This window comes from Chryseobacterium fluminis (genome assembly GCF_026314945.1).
Lineage (GTDB): Bacteria > Bacteroidota > Bacteroidia > Flavobacteriales > Weeksellaceae > Chryseobacterium > Chryseobacterium fluminis.
This window is the reverse complement of record NZ_CP111121.1, coordinates 2,060,930-2,087,387: the sequence shown is the minus strand read 5'-3', so window position 1 is coordinate 2,087,387 and position 26,458 is coordinate 2,060,930. Positions and strand designations below refer to the sequence as shown.

Sequence of the window (26,458 nt, the reverse complement as noted above, 5' to 3'; positions counted from 1 at the left end):
ATACCATCCGGTATTTATCCGAATGCTCTCTTCAGTAAACTTTCCACTTTCGGCTCACTTCCCCTGAAATTCTTATAAAGCTCCATGGGATCTTTTGTTCCGCCTGAAGACAGCAGAATTTTATATCGGGCAGCAATTTCAGGATTGAAAATACCATTTTCCTTAAAATACTGGAAAGCATCGGCATCCAGAACTTCGGCCCATTTATAAGAATAATATCCTGCCGAATATCCGCCCTGGAAAATGTGGGAAAAACTCGGACTCATCGCTGTTTCAGGATTGGAAGGATATAGTTGGGTAGCCTTTGTATAATGATCTTCAAATTCTTTCACGCTTTTATCTTCCAGTTCTTCTGCTTTCGTATGATAATTCATATCCAGCAATCCGAAACCGATTTGTCTCAGGGTCTGGTATCCTTCCATAAAGTTTTTAGACTGCGCGATTTTCTCGATTTTTTCATCAGGAAGAATTTCTCCTGTTTTATAATGTTTAGCAAAAGTTTTGAGAAACTCCGGTTCATAGCAGAAATTTTCCAGGAACTGGGAAGGCAATTCCACAAAATCCCATTTCACAGAGGTTCCCGAAAGGGTAGGGTACTGTGTGTTGGCCAGCATGCCGTGAAGGGCATGACCAAACTCGTGAAATAAAGTGGTTACTTCCTGAAACGTCAGTAAACTTGGTGTGTCTTTCGTCGGTTTGCTGAAATTGCACACGATGGAAATATGAGGACGGGAATTTTCACCCTCCTTAATATATTGATTTCTGTAGCTCGTCATCCAGGCTCCGGCTCTTTTACCTTTTCTCGGGAAATAATCTACATATAAAAGGGATTTGAACGTTTTTTCAGAGGTACCGCTTCCCGTTTCAGAAACCTCGTATACTTTCACCTCTTCATGGTACGTGGAAATATCATTTCGTTCCTGAAAATGCAATCCTAATAAGGTATCAGCAAGTCCGAAAACAGCATCCTGAACCTGGTTTAAAGGGAAATAAGGTTTCAGTTCCTCATCATTTAAGTCGTATTTTGCTTTACGGAGTTTCTCTGCATAGAAAGCGTGATCATAGCCCTGCATTTCAGTGATCCCATCGGTTTTTGCCAAAGATCTCAACGCTTCAATTTCGTTGTCTGCGTAAGGCTTTGCCTTTGTTAAAAGCTCATTCAGGAAATCAATGACTTTGGTCGGTGACTTGGCCATTCTTTCTTCCAGAACATAGTCTGCATAGTCTTTATAGCCCAATAACTCCGCTTTTTGCTGTTTCAGACGAAGAAGCTCCTTAATTAAATTCTGATTGTCAAATTCTCCGCCATCGAAAGATTTTTTACCATTGGCCAGGGCCACTTCTTTTCTCAATTCGCGGTTTTCCCCATAGGTCATTAAAGGAAGGTAGCTCGGATATTGTAAGGTAACTACCCAGCCATCAAGATTTCTTTCTTTGGCATCCTCAGCGTATTGTTCCAGAACAGCCTCCGGAATTCCTGCCAGATCCTCTTTATTGGTGATATGCTTAAAATAATTATTGGTTGAGGCCAGTACATTCTGCCCGAACTGAAGTGATTTTAAAGATAAATCCATGCTGATTTTCTTTAATTTTTCTTTGTCTTCTTCATTCAGTAACGCTCCGCTTCGTACAAAACCTTTGTAAGTTTCATTTAAAAGCATCTGCTGTTCTTCATTCAGGGTATATTTTTCTTTTTCGTCGTATACTTTTTTTATTTTCTTAAAAAGCGCTTCGTTCTGAGAAATTTTTGAAGAATATTCTGTTAGGATCGGAGAAACTTCCTGAGCAATCTGCTGAAGCTCATCACTGGTTTCTGCCGAATTTAAATTGAAAAAAATATTGGAAACCACGTCTAACTGTTCACCCGAATACGCCAGTGCTTCGATCACATTTTCGAAAGTAGGTTCTTCAGGATTGTTGACAATGGCATCAATTTCTTCTTCCGACTTTTGGATTAATTCCCTGAATGCAGGAAGGTAATCTTCATTCTTCAGAAGGTTAAAAGGTGCGGAGTGATATGGTGTATTAAATTTTTCAGTTAAAATATTCATATTCTGATTTTTAATTAATGTAAATGTAACGATTCTTCTGAATCAACAGCAAAAGTGCTCAAAAATAATGCCTGAATAAAAAGGTATGACAAAATGGTCTGACTTTAATAATCTTGTCATATGCGAAGAATAATGTGACTTTAAAAAATTAATTTTGAGGACCGCGGAGTCGTTGGATTATGCAATGTTTACCTTTAAAAAAATATAACTATGAAAGCAATTTTAAAAATTTTTGGACTAATTATCCTTTTGATTGCTATATATGCCGGTATTGCAATGCTGGCTTATGGCAAAGAATACCATTATGAAAAGTCTGTGGTGGTAAACGCTCCCAGGGAAAAAGTATGGCAGAACGTACATTCGATGGCAGCCTTTAACCGGTGGAATCCGTGGATGAAATTAGACAGGACCATGAAAATCACATATACCGGAAAATCAGGACAGGTGGGAGACCGGTATTGCTGGGACAGTAAAAATGATGAGGCCGGAAAAGGTTGTCAGGAAATAAAAGAACTGGTTTTAAACGAGAAGCAAAAGACAGAAATGACCTTTCTGAAGCCATTTGAAGGAGAGGCCACTTCCGAAATCATTTTATCATCAGAAGGAAATTCTACGAAAGTGACGTGGACTATGGATACCGAACAGGATGCTATGATGAAAGTGATGAGACCGATGATGGATTACCAGATGGGAAAATCTTATAAGGAAGGTCTTCATAACCTAAAAGTACTTGTGGAAAACAGATAAATCATTAGTCTGATCATACTATTGTTTAATAGTACCGGCAGATTTCCAGGAATAAGTTTTAAACCACAGATCGGGCCTGCAGAAATTGGGTAAGTAGATGATCCATAGGAAAGCCTGTGAGTGCAGCCCTTTAAAAAGAAGTGCAATTATTTAAAAAAATATTATCTTTATATAAAGAATAGATTCATGGAGAAGATAGTATTTGAGAAAAATAATATAAGAAATTATGTAAAAACCGTCATTGCTGAAAAAATTCAGAAACTGAAAAATTTCATTGAATTTACCCTGGAGGCCAGCCGTGATATTAAAAAAACTCCGAAGTATGACAGTATGAGAGAGGAAATGCAGGAGGAAATATATCAGATGCAGCGTCAGTTGGGAGCCCTTAATGATCTTAGAAGAAATATGGCCAAAGTACTGAACAACTCTACAGAAAGGGTTCAGCTGGGTTCTCTGGTGGTTACGAATAAAGCCAGATTTTATATTTCGGTATCATTGGGAGAATTTTTTTTTGAAGGCGACCGGTTCTATGCCATTTCGCCCGAAAGTCCTATGGCTAAAAAAATGATGGGAATGAAACCAGGCGATGAATTTGTTCTGAATAATATTTATCAGAAGATCGTAGAAGTTTTATAAATTTTTTATACCCATAAAACTCCGGAATATATCCGGAGTTTTAATTTTATTCAGTACCTTGCAATGCAAAATACTCACTTATGAAATTTGAAATGTTAAGAACGAACATGCTCAATCAATGGATTATTATCCACCTCCGTTATCTGGTGGGCTTCGCCTTTATCCCGTCGGGACTGATAAAACTGATGGGAGAAAGATTTACCGCAATTCCGGCAGATAATCCGGTAGGCTATTTTTTCGAAGCTTTATACCAGTCGGGCTTTTACTGGAATTTTCTGGGTCTGGTGCAGGTCATTGCCGGAATACTGCTGATTACGCAACGCTATGCTACTCCAGGCGCACTGATGTTTTTTGCCATCCTTACAAATATCTGGATCATTACCCTTAGTTTATCATTCAGCGGGACCTGGATTATTACTTCTTTAATGATGATAGCGGTATTGATACTGCTCGTCTGGGACCATCATAAACTGTTGCCTCTTATCAATCGTTCATCAGGATATGAATTTCCGGAGCCTTCCAGGATATGGATGAATGCAGGAGTGATATACAGTATTTGTTTTACGGGCATCTGTCTGTTAGGCAATATCAGTAAAAACAGCTATGCCAATTGGGGATCCGTGGCATTGATTTTACTGGTTCTTGTTACTTTTGGATTAAGTAATTACAGAGCATACCAGAGCAGGAAATTGATATCGAATGCCTAACCGATACCTCATAAATGAATTACATGCTGTACCTTTGTACCATGAACAAAGCAAACGTTTTAAAAGAAATCATAGAGCAAAGAAGAAGCATCTTTCCAAAAGATTATACTGAAGTTAAAATTTCTCAGGAAATTATTGATGAGATTTTAAATTCAGCAACCTTTGCTCCTAATCATAAACGGACCAAGCCCTGGCGTTTTAAAATATTTAAGGGTGAAGAAAAATCAAAACTGGCTTCAGAAATGCAGGCGATCTATAAATCTGCACAGCCTGAACATCTGTTTTTAGAGAAAAAATACAATGATATAGGCTTCAAAATCAATAAAGCGGACGCTGTAGTTTCTATAATTGTGAATTTCAGCGGGATGGTTCCCGAATGGGAAGAAATTGCAGCTGTTTCGATGGCGGTGCAGAATATGTATCTTACCTGTACGGCAAACGGAGTAGGCTCATACTGGAGTTCACCAAAAATCGTCGACCATCTGAAAGAATCTTTAACGATCGAAGAAAATCAAAAGTGTCTTGGCTTATTTTATATGGGAAAACTGGATCAATAGCCCTGATCGAGCGGTCTGTCTGAGCTCTTTTTCTTTGCAGAAGAAAAAAGCGAGTAGCGAGAGCAGGTTCCCGGCTTCATCAAATAAATGAATTCAGAAAACTTTTATTTTGGCCTTTTTACTTTAAACTTTTTTACTATCTTTGCACTCTTAAATATTTAACTGGGACGAGTTCCCGTAAAATTCAAACATTATGTCAGTAAAAATCAGATTACAAAGACACGGTAAAAAAGGGAAACCTTTCTTCCACATCGTAGTTGCAGATTCCAGATCAAGAAGAGATGGTAAATTCATCGAAAAATTAGGAACATACAACCCAATTACTAACCCTGCAACAATCGACTTAAACGTTGATTCTGCTGTAAAGTGGTTAAACAATGGTGCTCAACCAACTGATACGGCTAGAGCGATCCTTTCTTACAAAGGAGCACTTTACAAAAAACACTTACAAGGTGGTGTTGCTAAAGGTGCTTTTGACGAAGCTGAAGCTGAAAAAAGATTCAATGCTTGGGTAGAGGCTAAAGATGCTAAAGTACAAGGTAAAGTTGAAGGCTTAACTAAAGCTCAGGCTGACGCTAAGAAAGCTGCATTTGATGCTGAAGCTAAAGTAAACGAATCTAGAATCGCTGCTGCTGCACAGGCTGAAGCGGATGCTAAAGCTGCTGAAGAAGCTGCTAATGCGCCTGCTGAAGAAGTTGCTGAAGCTACAGAAGGAGAAGCTCCTGCTGCTGAATCTACAGAAGAAAACACGGAAGCTTAAAAAAAACCGGTATGCGTAAAGAAGATTGCTATTTATTAGGAAAAATTACACGCAGACACGGACTTGCGGGGAATGTGATCCTTAAACTGGATACAGATCAACCCGAGCTTTACAATAAACTGGAATCAATATTCGTTGAAATCAACGGATTATTGGTTCCTTTTTTTATTGAAAAATCATCCTGGAGCAAGCTGGATGCTCTTAATATTGCTTTTAAGAATTCTTCTGAGGCCCTGGTAGACCAGTCTTTAGGTAAAAATGTGTATTTGCCGCTGGCTTCTTTGCCTAAGCTTTCCGGAAAACAATTCTACTACCACGAAATTATCGGGTACAATATTCTTGATGAAAATGATAACGACTGTGGTGTCATCAGATCTGTCAATGATCAGACCGCACAGGTATATTTCATCACCAATCTCGACGGCAAGGAAGTCGTTATTCCTATGATCAAAGACTGGATCCTGGAAGTCGACAGAGAAGAAAGAACCATCAAAATGCAGCTTCCGGAAGGTCTTATTGATGTATTTCTGGTTCCTTCGAAGAAAGACGAATAAATTTCTTTTGACAAGGAAGAAAATTCCTGACTGTTTATTTTATTCTTATACTCCGGATAATAAATAATCTTCACAATTTTATCTGCCTGTTACCGGGCATACGGATATCATCCGCCCGGCTATATGCATTTTCCTAACCCTATTCTGTCCTTTTAATATCGCGGTTTGTTCAAAAGTCATGATAACAGAATGTCCTCATCTCATATATTCTGTTTTAAATTTTCAATCTGTTCGTACATCTTATTGAAAAACAATTTTCTGTCACGATTTCCTGAAGTATTCAGTGACTTTGAGTTTTTGATCTGATGTTCAAAATAGTTCAGCGTTTCACTGCAGGTTTTCTCATCATTAATAAGGATATATCCAAACATATTCGTAGGCAACGCAAATAATGATTGTTCCGGATGATGGAAAAAGATGTCATTGGACAGATGCATCAGTTCATTTTCGTATAAATGAAATTTTGTGTTTCGTTCTGTTTTTTGCTCGATATATTCTATCAGTTCCTTTAACTCATCCAAAATGGTCTGCGCTTCCTTTTTCAGTAATAGCCTGGTGTCATAATAAAAGGCAATCTGCTGCAAAATGCTTGAAACCGTCACGTCATTCCATAATTCCACAACATTCTGCTGCTCATATTTTTTTCTTAACTCTTTGGTATCCGTTTCAAAATTTGGAGGGGAAAACTGTAAGAAAGGAATAAAAACCTGCTTTGCATTCAGCAGGTTCATCCACACATAGATTTTAAAACGGGAAAGCAAGGTATCTGAAAGCGTGTAAAAAAACGGAATATCCTTCGCGGAATAGTAGATGGTCATCTCCTCGGAAAGCGGCAGATTTTCAAAAATGCTGAGGTTATTCCTGAAAAAAGACTGTAAATCTTTCGTTTCGGTGACTGCGGAAGTTCTGTTTACCACGATCTGATGATCTGAAGTAATAAACTGATTAAGTGAAATCTGATAGTATTTTGCCAGTTCCAAAGCTTCTTCAAAACTGAATTTTGCTTTTAAAGAAGTCCTTCTGTGTGCCGCATCATAACTGATATTGAGAATACTGGAGATTTCGTCGTTCAGAGATCTGTTCCCGATTCTTTTTCTGATTTCCTTAAGCAGACGCTCCTGATGCATGTTTTTGTGATTTTCACAAATGTACTTATTTATTTTAATTTTTTTTTACATTTATTTTTGTGTTTTCTGCAGGTAATTTTGACACATCAATTTAAATAATACTTATGAAAGTACTGGTATTTTATTTTTTTCTTGCTTCTGTTCCTCTGTTCAAAGGACAGATCGGGAATGATAAAGGATGGAAAGTAGTAGAGATCATCGTAAGTACCAGAATCGAGGTAACTTCTATAGATGATAAAGCATTTTTTTCTTTCGGACCAAAAATTCCGATTGATGAGAATAATTATGTGAGTCTTCGGGGACACTTCAACTGGTGGGATTTGCCCGATCGGAAATTCATTGTTATTCCTGAGTTGGATTATTTCCATAAAGTACTATCGTTTAAAAAGAATAAGGCTATTATAAAAAGTTTATATGCTGGAGCGGGAATTACTCCAAATGCTGTTTCTCCGAAACTCGGAATCAATTTTTATCATTTCTTTACACTGGAATCAGGATATAATATCGAATACAATACCTACAGATATTTTCCGACGAAGGGTTTCAGATTTTCTTTCGGAATAAACCTGGTCTATTAATTTTAAAAAATATACACTATGAAAACGATTCCCTATATTTTAATCGCCATGCGATTGATAATGGCCCCGATCATCCTTTTATCAGCCTGTCTTAGAGGTGAAGAATCCAGATTCTTAATTTTAGGACTGATGTATTTCGGACTATTCACAGATATCTTCGATGGAATCATAGCCCGGAAAGTGGGCGTTTCTTCCGAAAAATTAAGAAGGTTAGACAGTCAGACCGACCTGATTTTCTGGCTTTCATTAGGTTTTGCTTCCTATTTCTTAAATCCTGACCTGATTAAAGAAAAATGGGAAGGAATTCTTCTCATCTTTATAATGGAAGCATTATGCTATGTCGTAAGCCTCTGTAAGTTTGGAAAAGAAACCTGTACCCATGCTTTTATATCTAAAATGTGGGGATTGAGTTTACTCATTGCCTTTACGTATCTAATAGGATTTCAGCAGGCAGGCTGGGCTTTTTCTCTTACTGTAATTTTAGGGCTTGTTTCTCATATCGATGTGATTCTTATTATTTTATTACTTCCAAAGTGGCAGTATGATGTTCCGAGCGCTTATCATGCCTGGAAAATCCGGGGCGGTAAAAAGCATAAAAAATCGATTTTCTTCAATTAAGATTCGACTGAAGCATGGTTTTTTATTGAATTCTATTCAATTGATTTTTAATTAAGACAGTGCCTTTATTAAAGTGCGCTGTTTTTTTGTAACTTTGCACCCATTAATTTTTATACAAAAAAATTTAATCAACAAATGAAAAAGCAGACAATTAAGGAAATCCTGCAGGATTACAAGAAGGTATTACATCATGACATTACGGTTTACGGTTGGGTAAGAACGTTCCGTGCAAATCGCTTTATTGCGCTGAATGATGGTTCTACAATTAATAATTTGCAGATCGTTGTTGATTTTGAGAATTTCGACGAAGAGATTATCAGTAAGATCAGTACGGCAGCTTCTCTGAAAGTTGTCGGTGAAGTGGTGGAAAGCCAGGGGGCAGGTCAGGCTGTTGAAATTATTGCTAAAAAAATTATTATTTTAGGAGATAATTTTACCGAAGACAGAGACAAAACCATCCTTCAGCCTAAGAAGCATTCTTTGGAAACGCTGAGAGATCAGGCTCACCTGAGATTCAGAACCAATTTATTCGGAGCTGTTTTCAGAGTACGCCACGCCGTAAGCTTTGCAGTACATTCTTTTTTCAACCAGAACCAGTTTTTTTATATCAATACACCGGTGATTACGGGTGCTGATGCAGAAGGTGCGGGTGAAATGTTCGGAGTTACCAACTTTGATCTCAACAACATTCCGAGAGGAGAAGATGGTGAGATCGATTATGCTCAGGATTTTTTCGGTAAAAAGACCAATTTAACGGTTTCAGGGCAGCTTGAAGGAGAAACCGCAGCGATGGGATTGGGAAGAATTTATACTTTCGGACCAACCTTCCGTGCCGAGAACTCAAACACGACCAGACACCTTGCCGAATTCTGGATGATTGAGCCGGAAGTGGCGTTCAATAATCTGGAAGATAATATTGATCTTGCAGAAGACTTCCTGAAATATGTGATTCAGTATGTTTTAGATCACTGCAAAGATGATCTGGAGTTTCTGGACAAGCGTTTTGAAGAAGAACAAAAAGGAAAAGCAGAAAAAGACAGAGCTAAAGAGGGACTGATCGAAAAACTTCAGAATGTTATTGCGAAACGCTTCAAAAGAGTTAGCTATACTGAAGCGATTGAGATCCTGATGAACTCGAAGGAAAATAAAAAAGGAAAATTCCAGTATCCGGTTGAAAGCTGGGGAACCGACCTTCAGTCTGAGCACGAAAGATATCTCGTTGAAAAGCACTTTGAAAGCCCGGTCGTGTTATTTGATTATCCTAAAGAAATTAAAGCATTCTATATGAAGCTTAATGACGATAACAAGACTGTTGCAGCTATGGATGTTCTTTTCCCGGGAATCGGAGAGATTATCGGAGGTTCGGAAAGAGAGGCAAGGTTGGACGTTCTGCAGCAAAAAATGGCAGATATGCATGTTGATGAGCATGAACTCTGGTGGTATCTTGATACCAGAAAATTCGGATCGGTGCCTCATGCAGGATTTGGATTAGGCCTGGAAAGACTGGTGCTTTTCGTAACGGGGATGACCAACATCAGAGATGTTATTCCTTTCCCCAGAACGCCTAAAAATGCAGAGTTTTAGATCTTACTTAATAATATCATCCTTCTAATTATTATTGGAAGGATTTTTTATTTGTTTTTAAACAGAAAGATATAGATGCTATACAGGAAAACCAGTTTTTAAAATCAATACAAAAGAATTACAGGCAGGCAACAGAACTTCGGAAGTATTAAATGACAGGATGGGTAATTTTTTTTATCAGGAAAAACTGAGTAATGTCGGAATACAGATGAATAACCAGATATACTTATCATTCGCAGGATTAAAAACAGAAGCAATAATGCATAAAAAAAAAGCCTTAAAAGTATCATCTTCAAGGCTTTTTTTATTTTCCAATAGTTTATTATGGTATTGTTAATACAAAAATCGTGCTAAATCTGTTTTTTATCGAAAAATTTTATTAAATTCGTGCAATATGTTATGTTAGAACACCAATAGTAAATATGCTTAAACAACACTTACAACTCAAATTAGGACAGAAGTTGGCACCTCAGCAAATTCAGCTAATGAAGTTGATCCAGCTTCACACGTTGGAATTTGAAGAGGAACTCGAAAGAGAGTTAGAAGAAAATCCTGCCTTGGAGATCGCAAAAGATGAATCGAAGGAAGATGAATATTCTTCTTTGGAAGAATCGTATGAAAATGAAGGAACAGAAAGCATTGAAACTGATTTTGATGTGAATGATTATCTCTACGACGATGAACCCACCTATAAAACTGCATCCAGCAACTATTCTCCGGATGACGAAGAATTTGACAATGAAAGTCTGTTAACAGAAGGGCAGTCTCTGTATGATTATCTTAACGAGCAGATTCACTTATCAAGCATTAATGAGGAGGATCTTAAGATTGCAGAATATATTATCGGAAACCTTGATACGGACGGATATCTGAGAAGGGAGATAAAATCTCTTGTGGATGATCTTGCCTTTTCACAGGGTTTGTACACCACAAAAGAGAAAGTGGAAGATATCCTTGAAAACTATGTGCAGAAACTGGATCCGCCCGGAGTAGGCGCAAGAGGATTACAGGAATGTCTCCTTTTGCAGATCGAAAAGAAAGTAAGCTCCGATAAAGCGGTTTCTTTAGCGGCCAATATCCTGCGATACCAGTTTGATGCCTTAACCAATAAACACTACAATAAGATCATTCAGAAATATGATATTGAAGAAGATGATCTTAAAGACGCATTGGACGAAATTTCAAAATTGTCTCCCAAAGTCGGAGGTAATTTTGATACCCAGACCATCACCATCAATCAGGAAATTATTCCGGATTTTGTAATCCAGGTAAAAGATGGGGTGGTGATCCCGATGCTGAACAGTAAGAATGCACCTACTCTGAGGGTTTCTGAAGAATATAAAGATATCCTGACGACGTATTCCCATGATAAGAATTCTTCTGAGCATAAACAGGCCGCTTTATTTATCAAGCAGAAACTGGATGCTGCCAAATGGTATATTGATGCCATTAATCAGCGTCAGAATACTTTATTGCAGACCATTACTGCAATTGTAAAGTTTCAGAAAGACTATTTTATCACCGGTGATGAAAAATCTTTAAGACCTATGATTTTAAAAGACATCGCTGACATTACGGGCTTTGATATTTCTACGATTTCCAGAGTGGTAAAAAGTAAATATGCTGATACTCCAAACGGAATTGTTTATCTGAAAGACCTGTTCTCAGACAGTCTTACCAATGACGACGGGGAAGAGGTCTCTACAAAAGAAATCAAGACACATCTTCAGGAAGTTATCAGCAAAGAAAATAAGAGAAAGCCTCTTACCGATGATGCTCTGGTAGTGATCCTGAAAGAACAGGGGTACAATATTGCCAGAAGAACGATTGCCAAATACCGTGAGCAGCTCAATATTCCGGTGGCGAGATTAAGAAAAGAACTGTAAAGTATTTCAACAATATAAATAATGCTCAGAAAAACTGAGCATTATTTTTTATAAGATATTCATAAACAAGAAGCATTACTATCAGCGTTTTTTATTTACATTTTTATTTTCTCTAAACCGAGTTCTTTTACGGAAATTTCACGCATTTCTACCTTCCGTATTTTTCCTGAAATCGTCATAGGGAACTCATCTACAAATTTCCAGTATTTCGGAACTTTATAGTGGGCAATCCTGTCTTTACAATAGCTTAATAATTCTTCTTCGGTTACCTCAAATCCTTTTCTCAGCTTCACCCATGCCATGACTTCTTCCCCGAATTTTTCACTCGGAACACCGATAATCTGAACATCAAGAATATTAGGATAGGTATACAAAAAATCTTCAATCTCCTTAGGTGAAATATTTTCGCCACCCCGGATAATCAGGTCTTTTATTCTTCCTGAAATGGTAATATATCCTTCTTCATCCATCACCGCCATATCGCCGGTGTGCATCCACCGGGCATCATCAAGCACCTTTTTTGTATTTTCAGGATCATTCCAGTACTTCAGCATGACAGAGTACCCTCTTGTGCACAATTCACCATGTTCACCGCGTCCGACCGTTCTCCCTTGCTCATCCACAATTTTTATTTCAAGGTGGTCCTGGACGGTTCCCACGGTATTCACCTGTTTTTCAAAAGGAGTGCCTATTAAAGTCTGGGTAGAAACGGGAGAGGTTTCGGTCATGCCGTAGCAAATGCTCATTTCTTTAATATTCATGAGGCTTTCTACCTTTTTCATGATCTCCGGAGGGCAGACAGATCCGGCCATGACTCCTGTTCTTAAACTGGAGAAATCAAATCTTTCAAAATCTTTTACCGCCAGCTCTGCAATAAACATCGTGGGTACTCCGTAAAGTGATGTGCACTTTTCCTCAGAAACTGTTTTCAGGGTAATTCCGGGATCAAAACTGTCATTCGGAATTACCATACAGGCCCCGTGGGCAGTACAGCATATATTTCCGATCACCATTCCGAAACAGTGATAAAACGGAACCGGAATGCAGACTCTGTCTTTTTCGGAATACCTCAGCCGTACACCGATAAAATAGCCGTTATTCAGGATATTATGATGGGAAAGTGTGACCCCTTTGGGAAAGCCGGTTGTTCCCGAAGTATACTGAATGTTTACAGGGTCATCAAACTGTACGTATTCCTCAAAGCTGTGTAATATATCATCAGAGATTTCCTGACCGTTGTTCAGGAATTCTTCCCAATTGTCATCAAAGAAAATTTCTGATTTTAGAGTGATGCAGAATTCCCTGGCGTCGGTAATCATTTTTTTATAATCGCTGGATTTGAAAGCCAGCGAGGAGAAAATATGTGACATTTCCGACTGATTGATCACAAAGATAAGCTCACTGGTCCGGTAAGCAGGATTGATATTCACTAAAACAGCTCCTATCCTTGCAGTGGCATACTGCAGAAGAACCCATTCGTAACGGTTGGTAGACCATACTCCTACGCGGTCCCCGGTCTTCACACCCAAAAAGATAAGCGCCTTGGCGACAGCGGTAGTCTGATTATAAAATTCCTGATAAGTAGCCCTGTAGCTTTGATGTATACAAACTAAAGCTTCGTGATTGGGAAATTTTTCAACCGTGTGTTTTAAGTTACTTCCGATCGTTTCTCCCAATAATGGAATCTCTGAAGCACCGTGAACATATGATAATTGCATAAAATAAGAGATTTGGATCAATAAAATTAATAATAATATCCTAAATCTCTTTATGTAACATTAAAATTCCTGCGATTCTATTTCTTTTAACTGCCTTAGATTTTTATCTAATTTTCTCATGATAATTCCGTACACAATTTTATAATAAAGCCAGATCAAAAGCACGGCGACCGCGGTACTGATGATGGCTCCGATGATAAAACCTGTAAGGGTGGAATTCGTCACCTCAATATTCTGGGTATTTAAAACATACAATATAAATAAAGTAAAAACAGAGGTAAATGAAATCAACAGGATAATATTAATCAGAATAAAAGCGTTCACGGTTTTCTTAAACTGAATAATTTTTAGAATTAACTTTTTTAAATTTTCTTCAATTTTTATTTTCTTGTAATTCTGATAGAATTTGTAAACAAAATAAGCAGTAATAGAAAGGCTCAACACTTTTAACACTACATAAATGTTGTCGAGCGAACCTTCAAGTTCCGTTGTTTTTCGGGCGCCCAGTTTTTCCAGGATACTGATGAAGCTGTTGGATTCTTTTCCCTGAAGAATGTAAAATAACCCCAATATGGAAAAGAATATAAATTCTACAACACTGATCCATAGTATATACTTCACATAATTCCGTGACTTTCTATTAAGCATCTCGAGGATGGCACTGTGGTCATATTTTTGCTGAACAGGTTGTTCCTGCCATGTTTTCTTGAAACTGTCTAAGTCAAATTCAGGCATATTTTTCCATTTGTTCCTTTAGGGTTTTCTTTAATCTGTTCATTTTCACGCGCGCATTTACTTCGGTAATTCCGAGGTTTTCTGCAATATCCTTATAAGGCAGGTCGTCAAGATACATCATTACGATGGCTCTTTCCACATTCGGCAGTGTTTTGATCACGGTATAGAGAAGTGAAATCTGCTGCTGTTTATCATCATCATCTTCTACAAAATCCCGGTGGTTGATATCCAGTTCATTGGTAGGGAGGCTTTTGCTTTTTTTTCTGAAAAGTGTAATGGCAGTGTTCAAAGCAACACGGTACATCCACGTAGAAATTTTGGAATTTCCTTTAAAAGAATCATAGCTTCTCCAGAGCTGTAGAACAATTTCCTGAAAAAGGTCTTCTTCATCTTCAAGAGAATTTGTATAGAGACGCGAAACCTTGATAATCAGTCCCTGATTATCTTTAATAAGCTGCGCGAATTCTTTTTCTTTTGAAGCCAATGCGGATGTATAAATTAAGTAGCGAAGATATAATATAATTTGAAAATTTGAAAATTAAGTAATTTGAAAAATGAGTGAATAAAGTTTTTTTTAAAATAATAGCATAAACCTTACTGTGAATTAAAAATTTTCAAATTATCACGTTGCCAAATTTTCAAATTCTCTATCTTTGCAGCCACGAGAAAATCGGCCTGTTGATTCTTATTTCGGTAAGGGTAGGAAAGTCCGGACACCGTAGAGCATCAAAGCGGATAACATCCGTCACCCGTGAGGGTAGGACAAGTGCAACAGAAAGCAGGTACAGTTCGGCTGTAGTGAAACCAGGTAAACTCTTTGTGGTGCAATGATAAGTATATCGGTTCTTTTCAGCAATGAAAATAGGGGTTGCTCGCCCTGAAAGCCGAGGGGTAATCAGCTTAATCCCTTTAGCAATAAAGGGAGTAGATAAATAACAGGCGTCTCATTCTTGCAGTGGGATACAAAATCCGGCTTATAGATTTTCTCGTTTTTATTATGAATGATCGGTGGAAATCATCAGAAATACAAAAGCGGAGAATATTCTCCGCTTTTCTGTTATAAATGAATTTTGTTTATATAAGGAATCGCACTTTGCTGATACGTTTAGTTTTCAGCTTTTACTTTATTGCGGATTTCATTATTTTTTTGTGAATAGATCTGGGTGGCCCAGACAATAATGGCACTCATATCTCCATTTGTTTTTCTGGTCAGTTCAGCTTCTGTAACACCGGTAGAAAGTATTAATGCTTTGGACGCAGGTACCAGTAAAGCTTTTCTGCGGTCGCTCAGTTCAGAGGTATTTCTTTTTTTCTCTTCTTCGGTAGGTCTGTTCTGAGGATCGCCCAGGCTTTTGAACGCCTTACTGAAATTGTCCATTTCGGGAGTTTTCATGCTTTCAACAGTGTTTACGGCTGCAGATTCATTATTACAGGACACCGCTGTAAGACTTAAAGTGGCAAAAGCTGCCAGTAGAAAATATTTTTTCATAATAGTTTTAGATGGATAGATTGTAGGTAATTGCTTAATTATTTCGATGTGACTGATATTTACGGATAATCGTAAACCTGCAGATAGGTATATACGCCTCCTATGGTAAACCATTCTGCTTCAGAGTAGGTTCCGAGATCGTAGTATACACCTCCGGCTGCGGGCTCTCCCATAGAAAACTCGTCTGTACCGTTACCCGCACTGTCTTTGGCTATGAAGTGAAATATTCCCCATTCTACCATTGAACTTACGGTATCCATAACCGGGTCGCTAAACAGATGAGTTCCTCCGTATACCGGATCTGTAACGTACCATGTGTCGATGGGTAAAGTAGAAAACCCTGAAGTGCTCAGCGTTTTATATTCAACATCGGTCACAAATTCAGGTACTGTATAAACACCGTACGGAGCATTAGGAGCCGCATAAGCTACCGGACTGCCAGTGGAAAGATTCCCTGCCATCAGTCTCCCCTGAAGACTGTAATGGCTGAAATTATTAATGACCAATGCTGTGCTTTGGGAAAAGGCGAATGTTCCGCAGATCAGCAATAATGAACATATTATTTTTTTCATATTAGAAAATTTGTATATAAGTGTAATTATTTCCTCCGGATGTTATCGTAAACCATTCAGCATCACCGTAAGGGGTCGTGATATAAGATTCATTGGTAATACAAGGGGCTACATCTGCCCCGAGGTTTCCGTTAAAGAAAGTTTCAGGATTATTGGTTCCTTTGTGATACATCTGGAATTTAGAGCCTACCCATTTGGTATTGTTGGAAATAACTCCTCCGGGCAGGAGGCTTGGGTGATTCCAGGCTCTTGGCATCTGATTGGTGGCAGAAAGCGAAACGTTCCATGCCGCCATTGGGTAAAGCGAGGTTCCAAACTGATCCCTGTAGTTTTTATATTCCAGGTGCAGTCCGTTTATTTCGTTGGAGTCTGCAGGAACCACGACCATATCCGGATTGTTGGAACTTATGATTGGATAGCAGCCCCCGGCAACATTCAGGGCCTGAATATTTCCGTGGAAATCATAAGCCAGTGAGTAGTTGTTTATGATAAGCGTGCTCCCCTGTGAGTACGCAAGGCATGCAGCGAATAAGCTTAATGATGTTATAATCTTTTTCATAATCTTAGTTTTCAGTTTTTACTTTATTACGGATTTCATTATTTTTTTGTGAATAGATCTGGGTAGCCCAGACAATAATGGCACTCATATCACCGTTTGTTTTTCTGGTCAGTTCAGCTTCAGTAACACCGGTAGAAAGTATTAATGCTTTGGATGCCGGTACCAGCAAAGCTTTTCTCCGGTCGCTCAGTTCAGAAGTATTTCTTTTTTTCTCCTCTTCGGTAGGTCTGTTCTGAGGATCACCCAGGCTTTTGAAGGCTTTACTGAAATTGTCCATTTCCGGGGTTTTCATGCTTTCAACAGTGTTTACGGCTGCAGATTCATTATTACAGGACACCGCTGTAAGACTTAAAGTGGCAAAAGCTGCCAGTAAAAAATATTTTTTCATGAGTATTATTTAGATATATTATATAATGTTATGGATAAATGGTAAAATAAGTCACCATATCGGCTCCTGAAGAAATCGTAAACCATTCTGCCTCTACTCCCGTGGTAGCACCGATTTGAGATGAGTTGACCACAAAACCTGCATTCGCGGCTATCGCTGGATCTCCTACTTGAAAAGAATCGTAATTTATTCCGGTGGAGATATCTTTAAGCGAGAATATATAGCCTGCCCAGTCATTATTGGGTTTCATATACGAGCTTATGAAAGGGTCATTATAATTGTAGGTTCCTGAGTTTGCCGGATTTGCCGGATCATTTACGTACCATTCATCAATGTCCATTATATTTCCCGTTCCTCCGGATGTATCAAAGCTTCCATATTTATGATAGATACCTGAAGGCATGGTATAGGCTCCGTAAGGAGTAGGATTGGGCGCTGCAAACATAGATAAACTATTACCCGGAGTCTTGCTTCCGGTAAAAAACCTTCCTACGGCATGAAAATTCGTATTGTAATTGTTCATCACAAAAATGGAACTTTGGGAATAGAGCATTGCGCCTGCTAATAACAACAGGGCTGCAGTTATCTTTTTCATGTTAATAATAGGTCATTAGTAAATTTCAAAATAAGTAGTTACAGTCGTTCCCGAACTTATGGTAAACATTTCAGCAGATCCTGAAGGACAAACAAAAGAATCCGGAATGAAAGAGGAATTACAGCTTCCGAATACCGCAATATTTGCATTAAATAATGGAACAGAAGCTCCCGTGGCAGGATCGGTCATGAAAAATTTAGATCCGGCCCATCTGGTATTATTAGAAACGGTACCACCGGGCATTACTGCGGGATGATTCCATGTTCTTGGGATAGACTGATTAGTTGCACTTGTACTGACTAGCCATGTAGAAACAGGGTATAATGAGTTGGTAAACTGATCTTTGTAGTTAGTGAATTCCAATTGGGTGCCTGTAATCGTATTGGAGTTTGCCGGAACCACAATAGGATCTGGCGTCCCGTTACCTACCATTGGATAGCAGTTACCTCCGGTAGGGGCTGGATTAGCGGCATAAATATATCCGTTAAAGTCATAAGACGAATAATTATTAAGGATAAGTGTTCCTTGTGCATAAGCTATAGCAGCCGCACAAATTCCGATTGCAGATAAAAATTTTTTCATAATCTTAGTTCTCAGTTTTTATTTTATTACGGATTTCAGCATTCTTTTTTGAATAGATTTCGGTAGCCCAGATAATGATAGCACTCATGTCACCATTTGTTTTTCTGGTCAGTTCGGACTCTGTAACACCGGTAGAAAGTATTAATGCTTTGGACGCAGGTACCAGTAAAGCTTTTCTGCGGTCACTCAGTTCAGAGGTATTTCTTTTTTTCTCTTCCTCCGTAGGTCTGTTCTGAGGATCTCCCAGACTTTTGAACGCTTTACTGAAATTGTCCATTTCCGGGGTTTTCATACTTTCAACGGTATTTACGGCTGCAGATTCATTATTACATGAAACGGTGCTAAGGCTTAGAACGGCCAATGCCGCTAATAAAAAATGTTTTTTCATGGATGAAATTTAGATGTTTGTTAATGTATTTTTTTTGCATAATCCTATCTGGCAGAATGTGAAATTCAGCTTAAAATAGTGACAATACGTTTTTTATGATAAGATTAATATACCTGAAGGTAGGTGTAGCCTCCGATATCAAACCATTCGGCTTCTGAATAGGAACCCAGTTGATAACTGGAGCTCGTAAACCCTATGCCTGATGATATTGCAGGGTTACCGATACGGAAATCTTCATAAGAATTTCCTGCATTATCTTTTGTCTGAAAATAAAAGGTAGCCCATTCTGAAACAGGTACAAGTGCACTTACAGCAGGATCATTATAAGGAAACATTCCGGCTGCCAGATACCAGTTGTATATGGGAAGCGTAGATAAACCTGACGTATCGAAAGATGTATATTGTATGTCGGTCATCAGCGCAGGTACGGTATATGAGCCGGGTGTGTTGGGTGCAGCGATTAAATAAGCATTGGCGACAGTCGGACTTCCTGCAATCAGTCTGCCGACCAGATTATAAGAACTGTAGTTATTAATGACTAAGCGGGTGCTTTGGGAGAAAGTGCAGCAGCCCAGAAGCATAAAAGCAAGCAGTATTGTTTTTTTCATATCAATATATATTTAAATAAGTAATGGTATTGGTTCCTGAGTTGATGGTGAATATTTCCGCACTTCCGGAAGGACATGTATAATAATCCGGAACGGTGGTATTACAGGTGCCGGCTACTGCAATGTTGGCATTAAATAACGGTACCGGAGCTCCCGTGGCAGGATCAGTCATATAAAATTTAGATCCTCCCCATTTTGTATTGTTGGAGACAGCTCCGCCGGGCATTACTGCAGGATGACTCCATGTTCTCAGAACGCCCTGATTAGTTGCGCTGGTGCTGACTTCCCAGGTAGCGATTGGATAAAGGGAAGCGGTGTACTGATCGCGGTAATTATCGATTTGTAATGCCAATCCGTTACCGATATGGGAATCTGCCGGAACAACAAGGGGATTTGGATTACTGCTGCTTACCAGCGGGTAACATGTACCTCCGGTAGGAGTCGGATTACCGGCGACAATGGCTCCGTTAAAATTATAAGCAGAATAATTATTAAGAATAAAAGTTCCCTGTTGTGCATAAGCTGATAATACCAAACAAATTCCGATGATGGTTAAAAACTTTTTCATCGTTTAATTTTCGGATTTTGCCTTGTTACGGATTTCAGCTGTTTTTTTCGAGTAGATTTGGGTGGCCCATACTATGGTTGCACTCATATCATTATTGGTCTTTCTGGTCAGTTCAGCTTCTGTAATGCCGGTGGAAAGAATTAATGCCTTGGAGGCGGGTACCAGTAATGCTTTTCTTCGATCGCTCAGTTCCGACGTATTTCTTTTCTTTTCCTCTTCCGTCGGTCTGTTTTGAGGATCCCCCAAGCTCTTGAAAGCTTTGTCGAAATTGTTCATTTCCGGAGTCTTCATGCTTTCAACAGAATTTACTGCTGCTGATTCATTATTACAGGAAGATAGCCCTAATATGATAAAGGCTGCTAATAATAGCTGTTTTTTCATAGTTATAATTTAGTGATTGGCTGAATAAAATAATTTTTTGATAAATATAAATAAATTATTCATTACATAGTTAAAATTTTTCACTTTTTGGTGTATTTTATTTAACCAATCACTTTATTGTCCTATGATTTATTGTAGATTATACACAGAATTACTCATCTTCCAGGTTTTTTTTTGCGGTCTGAAGTGCTACGATCTCTTCTTGTGACACCTGTGGGTAATGAAGATCCATTTTTTCTAAGGCATCGATAATAATCTGAACAGCGGCAACTCTTGCAAACCATTTATTGTCTGCGGGAAGGACGTACCATGGAGCATAATTTTTAGAAGTCTCATTAATTGCAGTTTCATAGCACTCCATATATTGATCGAATAAAGCCCTTTCCGGAAGGTCAGCAGCGGAAAATTTCCAGTTCTTATCCTGTTCATTAATTCTGTCGAGAAGCCTTTTCTTTTGTTCATCCTTTGAAACGTTTAAAAATATTTTAATAATGGTGGTTCCATTATCAGAAAGATGTTTTTCAAAGTTCCGGATACTTTCATATCTGTTTTCCCAGAACTTATCGTCAAAGTCTTTTACAGATTTCCATGTTTTTTCATTTAAATTATATTCAGGATGAACTTTACATACCAGTACACTTTCATAGTGAGAACGGTTGAATATACCAATCATACCTTTAGTAGGAAGAGCGAGATAATGTCTCCACAGAAAATCGTGGGAATATTCTCTGGAACTCGGCGTTTTGAAGCTGGTTACGGTACAGCCCTGAGGATTTACCCCTCCGAAAACATGCTCTATAAGGCTGTCTTTTCCGGCAGCATCCATCGCCTGAAGCACTACCAGAAGAGATTTGCTGCCGTCGGCATATAATTTTTCCTGTAAATCACGAAGTTTTTCTTTCTCCTGAATCAGTAACTGGGCTCCCTGATCTTTGGTGATTTTTCCTTCATATTTCGTAGAATATTTTTTCAGTGAAAATTTTCCTTTAACTTCAAAGTCATCTGAGAAATTGGTGTCCATATATTTTATTAATTAAGGTTATAATTTGCGTTCAGTGATAGCCCGCTATAATCCGGCCTTTGAAAATCCAAACGTTACATAAATATAATAAAAAAACCGCCTCTGAAGGAGACGGTTTTTCAATTTTTATAAGTAGAGCTTACTTTGCCGCTACTTTTTTGGCTTGTTTTTCCATTTTTTTTGCTGCTTTCGCTTCAGCTTTTGTAGCCGGAGCCGCCGGAGCTACAGTAGCAGTTGCCGGAGCATTGGCATCTACCGTTCCTTTGATGTAGATCACGCTTCTGCTATTGGCAGGGTCATTAGAAAAAACTTCAATCATTTTGTTAAATCCACCATTGATCGCAGTGTTGTATCCAACTTTGATTTTTGCAGATTTTCCCGGCATAATAGGATCAGTGCTGAATTCAGGAGTGGTACATCCGCATGAGGCTTTTACGTTTGAAAGAACCAAAGGCTTATCACCAGTGTTGGTTACCGTAAAAAATCTAATACCGTCAGCATTAGGCTTTACTGTACCATAGTCAAAAGTAGTCTTGTCAAATGTAATAGTTTGTGCAGATGCTAAAGCAAATGTTCCGAATAACGCAATTCCTGCGATTAATTTTTTCATATTCTTGAATGTTAATATGTTTGTTAGATAAATTTTGAGAAACAAAGTTAAAAATTATTTTAATTCATACTTAAAATTTTTTTTCTTTAGACTATTTTTGCAAATTGTAAATTAAAGAAACAGAATTTATGCAGATTTCAGAAAAGTATAATCCACAGGAAACAGAACAGAAATGGTACAATTACTGGTTGGAAAACAAGTACTTCCATTCAGAACCCAATGATAAGCCGCCTTATACTGTTGTTATTCCTCCGCCAAACGTTACGGGGATCTTACATATGGGCCATATGCTTAATAATACCATCCAGGATGTTCTGGTCCGCCGTGCAAGAATGCAGGGCTTTAATGCCTGCTGGGTTCCGGGAACCGATCACGCTTCTATTGCTACGGAAGCTAAGGTAGTTGCCAAACTGAAATCTGAAGGGATCAGCAAGTCTGAGATCACCCGCGAAGAATTCTTAAAACATGCCTGGGACTGGACTGATAAGTATGGAGGAACGATTCTGGAGCAGCTGAAAAAATTAGGCTGTTCCTGTGATTGGGACAGAACCCGCTTTACCATGGAACCGAAACTTTCTCAGCAGGTCATCAAATCTTTTGTTGATTTATATAATAAAGGACTTATTTACAGAGGATACAGAATGGTCAACTGGGATCCTGAAGCGAAGACCAATATTTCTGATGAAGAAGTCATTTTTAAAGAGCAGAACGGAAAATTATATTTCCTTAAATATAAGATCGAAGGTTCAGAAGAATTCCTTTCGGTAGCTACAACGCGTCCTGAAACTATTTTCGGGGATACGGCAGTCTGTATCAATCCTGATGATGAGAGATATGCTCATCTTAAAGGAAAGAGAGTAATAGTGCCGATTGTAAACAGGGTGATTCCTATTATTGAAGACGAGTATGTAGATATTGAATTCGGAACCGGTGCGCTTAAAATTACTCCGGCTCACGACATCAACGACTATGAAATCGGTCAAAAACACAATCTCCAGATGATTGATGCTTTGGACGATGATGGAAACCTAAATGAGCATGGTTTGCATTACGCCGGCAAGAACAGATTTGAGGTAAGAAAACAGATCGCGAAAGAGTTAGAAGAAAAAGATCTTTTGTTAAAAGCAGAAGATTATGTAAATAAGGTAGGAACTTCAGAAAGAACAGGCGCCGTTATTGAGCCTAAAGTTTCAGTTCAGTGGTTTTTAAAAATGTCAGAAATTGCCAAACCGGCTTTGGATGTTGTGATGGATGATGAGGTTAAATTTTACCCTGAAAAGTTCAAAAATACGTATAAACACTGGATGGAAAACATCCGTGACTGGAATATTTCACGCCAGCTTTGGTGGGGACAGCAGATTCCTGCGTTTTATTACGGTGATGGGGAAAATGATTTTGTAGTTGCCGAAAACATTGAAGAAGCATTAGTTTTAGCAAAACAAAAAACCAATAATGATCAGCTTACAGCTGAGAACCTGAAACAGGACGAAGATGCTCTTGATACCTGGTTTTCATCGTGGTTATGGCCGATGTCTGTATTCGACGGATTGCTGGATCCTGAAAATAAAGATATCAATTATTATTATCCGACTTCAGACCTGGTAACAGGTCCGGATATTATTTTCTTCTGGGTGGCAAGAATGATCATGGCAGGATTGGAATACAGAAAAGAAGTTCCGTTCAAAAATGTATATTTTACAGGGATTGTAAGAGATAAACAGAGGAGAAAGATGTCAAAATCCTTAGGGAACTCACCGGATCCGCTGGAACTGATGGATAAATACGGTGCTGATGGGGTCCGGGTAGGAATTCTGTTAAGTTCTGCAGCCGGGAATGACCTGCTTTTTGATGAGGATTTGATGCTTCAGGGAAGAAATTTCATGACGAAGATCTGGAGTGCATTCCGTTTGATTAACATGTGGAGTCATGAAGATAAGCCGGCGAATACAACAGAAAATCAGACCATTGAATGGTTTGAAAATAAATTAAACAAGACCATCGTTGAAATTGATGATCAGTTTGAAAAGTTCAGAATTTCTGATGCTTTACACCTGATTTATAAACTCATCTGGGATGATTTCTGCGGTTCTTATCTTGAAGCAGTTAAACCCAATTACGGAGAAGGAATTTCTAAAGAAGTTTATGGCAAAACAGTTGCTCTTTTCGAAGAATTAATGAAACTGGTTCATCCGTTTTTACCGTTCCAGTCAGAGGAAATCTGGCAGTTAATTTCGGAAAGGACTGCCGATGAGGCTTTGGTTATTGCTCAGCAGAAGAAAGCGGAAGCATTTAATGAAGACATTATCAGAAACTTCGAAACAGCCTCAGAAATCATTTCGGGAATCAGAAATTACCGTCAGACTAAAGGGATATCTCCAAAAGAAGCGGTAGAAATTTATACCAATACTTCGGAATTCGCGAATGAGCCTGTTATTAAAAAGTTAGCCAACGTTTCAGAAATTCATTTCCGAACGAAGACAGATAAACCAAGCTTTACCTTCCTGGTAGGCGCAACGGAAATTTCTATTCCATTAAGTGAAAATTTAGACTTGGGAGAAGAAAAAATAAAAACAGAAGAAGAATTGAAATATTTAAAAGGATTTTTAATTTCTGTTGACAAAAAATTATCTAACGAGAAGTTTGTGGCCAATGCAAAACCGGAAGTTGTAGAAGTAGAGCGCAAGAAACAAAAAGATGCTCTGGACAAAATTGCCATTCTGGAAGATAAATTAAAAACTTTATAAATAAACAAACCTTCAAGGTTGAAAAACTTGAAGGTTTCAAATACAATGACACACATAGAAAACATAAAAAAACTATTCTCTAAAGACTTTGTCGAAAGTCCTTTGCTGGAAAGTTTTGAAGTGGGTAAAATATATCTTTCCAGTGGAAAGCTGGTGGCCTGCGATCCTCTGATCACCAATGATATGCAGCCCTTTTCCGTACAATTTCCGAAAGGAGACTTTTCTGTTTTATTACACAAAGAAAGAGAGAGCAACTGTGTAGCGTATGCTGAGATTATTTTTAATAACTCAGCTGTTTCCGAATGGAAACTGGCCACAACACCCGGGCAAGACCTGAGAGATCTCTCCGAAGGAGAGGTTTTCGGATTTCCCGTGGAAAGCGGAATGGGATGTTTTATGGATGTTGATACCCAGAACAGCCTGAATGAATTGGAACAGAAATTATATAAAAGCAAAGGAGCCGATTTTCAGGGAATTTATGAGGAATTTTTCCATGAACATTTTTTTGATGAGAACGGCGCTATTGATCAATATGCTTTCTTAAAACCTAACGAAAAACACCCAGGAACAATATTCGCCTTTGAAACAGGTTATGGTGAAGGTTTTTACGCCAGCTATATCGCTTTTGATAAAAATAATGCACCGGTAAAAATAATTACAGAATTTATAGAGATTAGTTGATCAAAGTTATTATTTTTGAGAGCAGCTTGTCTGTTATCATTTATTAAATCAAATAAAACATTAAAACGATACAAAACACAATGAATTTCTCATCTGAACAACCAAAAATCATCGTTGTAGGAAGTTCTTCTATCGATCTTATATTAGAGACCGAAAAAGTTCCCGCATCAAACGAAACCGTTATCGCATACCATTCTGAAAGCTATTTCGGAGGAAAAGGAGCGAACCAGGCAGTAGCAACGGCAAGGCTGGGAGCCAGCGTTTATTTTGTGGGTTGTGTGGGGATGGATCCTCTGGGGCAGCAGATTATGAGAAATCTGGTCAATGAGAATGTGAATGTAGGCTTTGTACATGAAACGGATAAGGAAACCACGGGGACCGCTTATGTGACAACCTGTGACGGAGATGCAGCTATTGTAGTCGTTCCTGCAGCCAATAATCACCTCAGTATTGAGCATGTGGAAATGGCAGATAAGTATTTTCATACGGTAGACCTGGTATTGGTACAGCTGGAGGTTCCGATGAAAGTTATTGAATATACCGTACGGAAAGCCAAGAAATATCGTAAGATGGTCGGATTATATGCCTCTCCGGCGGCAAGAGTACATGATGATATTCTGGAAATGGTAGATTTTATTGTGGCAAAAAGCAGCGAACTCTATATTGTTTTTGGAGAAGAGGAGAGGGAGAAGATTCTTAAAAAATACTTCAATAAGGTTTTTGTAAGAGATGATACCAATTCTACCGTGTATTTCAATGGTACCGAAATGAAGTACTACCGGAATGATAATGATAAGACCTTTTATAAAATGGGAACCGGCGACGGTTTTACATCGGGTTTTGCCGTAGCATTATGTCACGGGAATTCTATTGAAGAATGTGTAAAGTTTGGAAATGATGTTTCTATCAGAGTTGCCGCTAAAAAAGGATCGCAAACCGGACTTCCACGAGTGTCGGATTTCTATTCATAAATTATTTATTACATATCGAAAGTTTAAAACTTAACGTAAATAA

Annotated in this window: 30 protein-coding genes and 1 other RNA gene; 14 read left to right on the top strand and 17 right to left on the bottom strand. The window is 38.4% G+C overall.

Features of this window, described 5'->3' with window-relative positions:
* Positions 1-14 precede the first annotated feature (14 nt).
* On the bottom strand, positions 15-2,051 hold the full coding sequence (locus tag ODZ84_RS09390; RefSeq protein ID WP_266176751.1) for a M3 family metallopeptidase: 2,037 nt from the start codon (positions 2,049-2,051) through the stop codon (positions 15-17).
* A 210-nt stretch (positions 2,052-2,261) separates the two neighbouring features.
* Here ODZ84_RS09390 and ODZ84_RS09385 point away from each other — a divergent pair, with 210 nt between their 5' ends.
* The 6 genes from ODZ84_RS09385 (at position 2,262) to rimM (ending at position 6,012) form a co-directional block, all read left to right on the top strand.
* Positions 2,262-2,798, top strand: coding sequence for an SRPBCC family protein (locus ODZ84_RS09385; protein ID WP_266176750.1), 537 nt, complete (start codon positions 2,262-2,264; stop codon positions 2,796-2,798).
* Positions 2,799-2,984: 186 nt separating this feature from the next.
* Complete coding sequence (locus ODZ84_RS09380; RefSeq protein WP_266176748.1) at positions 2,985-3,434, top strand: GreA/GreB family elongation factor; 450 nt, start codon at positions 2,985-2,987, stop codon at positions 3,432-3,434.
* A gap of 80 nt (positions 3,435-3,514) precedes the next feature.
* The gene (locus ODZ84_RS09375) at positions 3,515-4,141 is read left to right on the top strand and encodes a DoxX family membrane protein (protein ID WP_266176746.1); all 627 of its coding nucleotides are present in this window, start codon (positions 3,515-3,517) and stop codon (positions 4,139-4,141) included.
* Positions 4,142-4,182: 41 nt separating this feature from the next.
* Positions 4,183-4,698, top strand: coding sequence for a nitroreductase family protein (locus tag ODZ84_RS09370; RefSeq protein ID WP_266176745.1), 516 nt, complete (start codon positions 4,183-4,185; stop codon positions 4,696-4,698).
* Between the two features lie 193 nt (positions 4,699-4,891).
* Complete coding sequence (locus ODZ84_RS09365; RefSeq protein ID WP_266176744.1) at positions 4,892-5,458, top strand: 30S ribosomal protein S16; 567 nt, start codon at positions 4,892-4,894, stop codon at positions 5,456-5,458.
* An 11-nt stretch (positions 5,459-5,469) separates the two neighbouring features.
* Positions 5,470-6,012, top strand: a complete 543-nt coding sequence (gene rimM / locus ODZ84_RS09360) for a ribosome maturation factor RimM (protein WP_266176743.1) — start codon at positions 5,470-5,472, stop codon at positions 6,010-6,012.
* Between the two features lie 200 nt (positions 6,013-6,212).
* Here rimM and ODZ84_RS09355 read toward each other — a convergent pair whose 3' ends face one another.
* Positions 6,213-7,139, bottom strand: coding sequence for an XRE family transcriptional regulator (locus ODZ84_RS09355; RefSeq protein WP_266176742.1), 927 nt, complete (start codon positions 7,137-7,139; stop codon positions 6,213-6,215).
* 104 nt (positions 7,140-7,243) lie between these two features.
* Between ODZ84_RS09355 and ODZ84_RS09350 the strand changes: the two genes are divergently transcribed.
* The 4 genes from ODZ84_RS09350 (at position 7,244) to rpoN (ending at position 11,805) form a co-directional block, all read left to right on the top strand.
* Positions 7,244-7,717, top strand: coding sequence for a hypothetical protein (locus ODZ84_RS09350; RefSeq protein WP_266176741.1), 474 nt, complete (start codon positions 7,244-7,246; stop codon positions 7,715-7,717).
* Between the two features lie 18 nt (positions 7,718-7,735).
* Positions 7,736-8,335: a CDP-alcohol phosphatidyltransferase family protein gene (locus ODZ84_RS09345; protein ID WP_266176740.1), complete on the top strand. Its 600-nt coding sequence runs from the start codon at positions 7,736-7,738 to the stop codon at positions 8,333-8,335.
* Positions 8,336-8,470: 135 nt separating this feature from the next.
* Positions 8,471-9,919 (top strand): asparagine--tRNA ligase, encoded by a 1,449-nt coding sequence (gene asnS / locus ODZ84_RS09340; RefSeq protein ID WP_266176739.1) that lies wholly within the window; start codon positions 8,471-8,473, stop codon positions 9,917-9,919.
* Positions 9,920-10,341: 422 nt separating this feature from the next.
* Entirely contained in the window at positions 10,342-11,805 is a 1,464-nt protein-coding gene (gene rpoN, locus ODZ84_RS09335) for an RNA polymerase factor sigma-54 (protein ID WP_266176738.1), read from the top strand.
* A gap of 95 nt (positions 11,806-11,900) precedes the next feature.
* Here rpoN and ODZ84_RS09330 read toward each other — a convergent pair whose 3' ends face one another.
* The 3 genes from ODZ84_RS09330 to ODZ84_RS09320 are packed head-to-tail and all read right to left on the bottom strand — an operon-like array spanning position 11,901 to position 14,742.
* Positions 11,901-13,523 carry an AMP-binding protein gene (locus tag ODZ84_RS09330; RefSeq protein WP_266176737.1) on the bottom strand — a complete coding sequence of 541 codons (1,623 nt, stop codon included), beginning with the start codon at positions 13,521-13,523 and terminating at the stop codon, positions 11,901-11,903.
* A gap of 60 nt (positions 13,524-13,583) precedes the next feature.
* On the bottom strand, positions 13,584-14,258 hold the full coding sequence (locus ODZ84_RS09325; protein ID WP_266176735.1) for a beta-carotene 15,15'-monooxygenase: 675 nt from the start codon (positions 14,256-14,258) through the stop codon (positions 13,584-13,586).
* Positions 14,251-14,742: an RNA polymerase sigma factor gene (locus ODZ84_RS09320; RefSeq protein WP_259111651.1), complete on the bottom strand. Its 492-nt coding sequence runs from the start codon at positions 14,740-14,742 to the stop codon at positions 14,251-14,253. The genes ODZ84_RS09325 and ODZ84_RS09320 overlap by 8 nt, the downstream gene beginning before the upstream one ends.
* 178 nt (positions 14,743-14,920) lie before the next feature.
* Between ODZ84_RS09320 and rnpB the strand changes: the two genes are divergently transcribed.
* Positions 14,921-15,251, top strand: an RNA gene (rnpB, locus tag ODZ84_RS09315) — RNase P RNA component class A.
* A 112-nt stretch (positions 15,252-15,363) separates the two neighbouring features.
* On the opposite strand, the gene ODZ84_RS09310 is transcribed toward rnpB, so the two are convergent.
* The 12 genes from ODZ84_RS09310 to ODZ84_RS09255 form a co-directional block, all read right to left on the bottom strand.
* Positions 15,364-15,747 (bottom strand): hypothetical protein, encoded by a 384-nt coding sequence (locus ODZ84_RS09310; RefSeq protein ID WP_266176732.1) that lies wholly within the window; start codon positions 15,745-15,747, stop codon positions 15,364-15,366.
* Between the two features lie 59 nt (positions 15,748-15,806).
* Positions 15,807-16,319 (bottom strand): hypothetical protein, encoded by a 513-nt coding sequence (locus ODZ84_RS09305; RefSeq protein ID WP_266176731.1) that lies wholly within the window; start codon positions 16,317-16,319, stop codon positions 15,807-15,809.
* 1 nt (position 16,320) lies between these two features.
* Positions 16,321-16,878 carry a hypothetical protein gene (locus ODZ84_RS09300; protein ID WP_266176729.1) on the bottom strand — a complete coding sequence of 186 codons (558 nt, stop codon included), beginning with the start codon at positions 16,876-16,878 and terminating at the stop codon, positions 16,321-16,323.
* Between the two features lie 4 nt (positions 16,879-16,882).
* Positions 16,883-17,266, bottom strand: a complete 384-nt coding sequence (locus ODZ84_RS09295) for a hypothetical protein (RefSeq protein WP_266176728.1) — start codon at positions 17,264-17,266, stop codon at positions 16,883-16,885.
* A gap of 28 nt (positions 17,267-17,294) precedes the next feature.
* The gene (locus ODZ84_RS09290; RefSeq protein ID WP_266176727.1) at positions 17,295-17,861 is read right to left on the bottom strand and encodes a hypothetical protein; all 567 of its coding nucleotides are present in this window, start codon (positions 17,859-17,861) and stop codon (positions 17,295-17,297) included.
* A 15-nt stretch (positions 17,862-17,876) separates the two neighbouring features.
* Entirely contained in the window at positions 17,877-18,443 is a 567-nt protein-coding gene (locus tag ODZ84_RS09285; RefSeq protein ID WP_266176726.1) for a hypothetical protein, read from the bottom strand.
* A gap of 4 nt (positions 18,444-18,447) precedes the next feature.
* Positions 18,448-18,831 (bottom strand): hypothetical protein, encoded by a 384-nt coding sequence (locus tag ODZ84_RS09280; RefSeq protein WP_266176724.1) that lies wholly within the window; start codon positions 18,829-18,831, stop codon positions 18,448-18,450.
* A 104-nt stretch (positions 18,832-18,935) separates the two neighbouring features.
* Positions 18,936-19,439: a hypothetical protein gene (locus tag ODZ84_RS09275; protein ID WP_266176723.1), complete on the bottom strand. Its 504-nt coding sequence runs from the start codon at positions 19,437-19,439 to the stop codon at positions 18,936-18,938.
* 1 nt (position 19,440) lies between these two features.
* Entirely contained in the window at positions 19,441-20,007 is a 567-nt protein-coding gene (locus tag ODZ84_RS09270) for a hypothetical protein (protein ID WP_266176722.1), read from the bottom strand.
* A 3-nt stretch (positions 20,008-20,010) separates the two neighbouring features.
* The gene (locus ODZ84_RS09265; protein WP_266176721.1) at positions 20,011-20,388 is read right to left on the bottom strand and encodes a hypothetical protein; all 378 of its coding nucleotides are present in this window, start codon (positions 20,386-20,388) and stop codon (positions 20,011-20,013) included.
* A gap of 151 nt (positions 20,389-20,539) precedes the next feature.
* Positions 20,540-21,409, bottom strand: coding sequence for a polyphosphate kinase 2 family protein (locus ODZ84_RS09260; protein ID WP_266176720.1), 870 nt, complete (start codon positions 21,407-21,409; stop codon positions 20,540-20,542).
* Between the two features lie 139 nt (positions 21,410-21,548).
* On the bottom strand, positions 21,549-22,019 hold the full coding sequence (locus tag ODZ84_RS09255) for a DUF1573 domain-containing protein (protein ID WP_266176718.1): 471 nt from the start codon (positions 22,017-22,019) through the stop codon (positions 21,549-21,551).
* Between the two features lie 128 nt (positions 22,020-22,147).
* On the opposite strand from ODZ84_RS09255, the gene ODZ84_RS09250 reads away from it, so the two are divergent.
* The 3 genes from ODZ84_RS09250 to ODZ84_RS09240 all read left to right on the top strand — a co-directional run bounded on the left by ODZ84_RS09250 (position 22,148) and on the right by ODZ84_RS09240 (position 26,415).
* On the top strand, positions 22,148-24,763 hold the full coding sequence (locus ODZ84_RS09250) for a valine--tRNA ligase (protein ID WP_266176717.1): 2,616 nt from the start codon (positions 22,148-22,150) through the stop codon (positions 24,761-24,763).
* A 45-nt stretch (positions 24,764-24,808) separates the two neighbouring features.
* Entirely contained in the window at positions 24,809-25,444 is a 636-nt protein-coding gene (locus tag ODZ84_RS09245) for a DUF4241 domain-containing protein (protein WP_266176716.1), read from the top strand.
* Between the two features lie 80 nt (positions 25,445-25,524).
* Entirely contained in the window at positions 25,525-26,415 is an 891-nt protein-coding gene (locus tag ODZ84_RS09240) for a ribokinase (RefSeq protein ID WP_266176715.1), read from the top strand.
* The last annotated feature ends 43 nt before the right edge of the window (positions 26,416-26,458 follow it).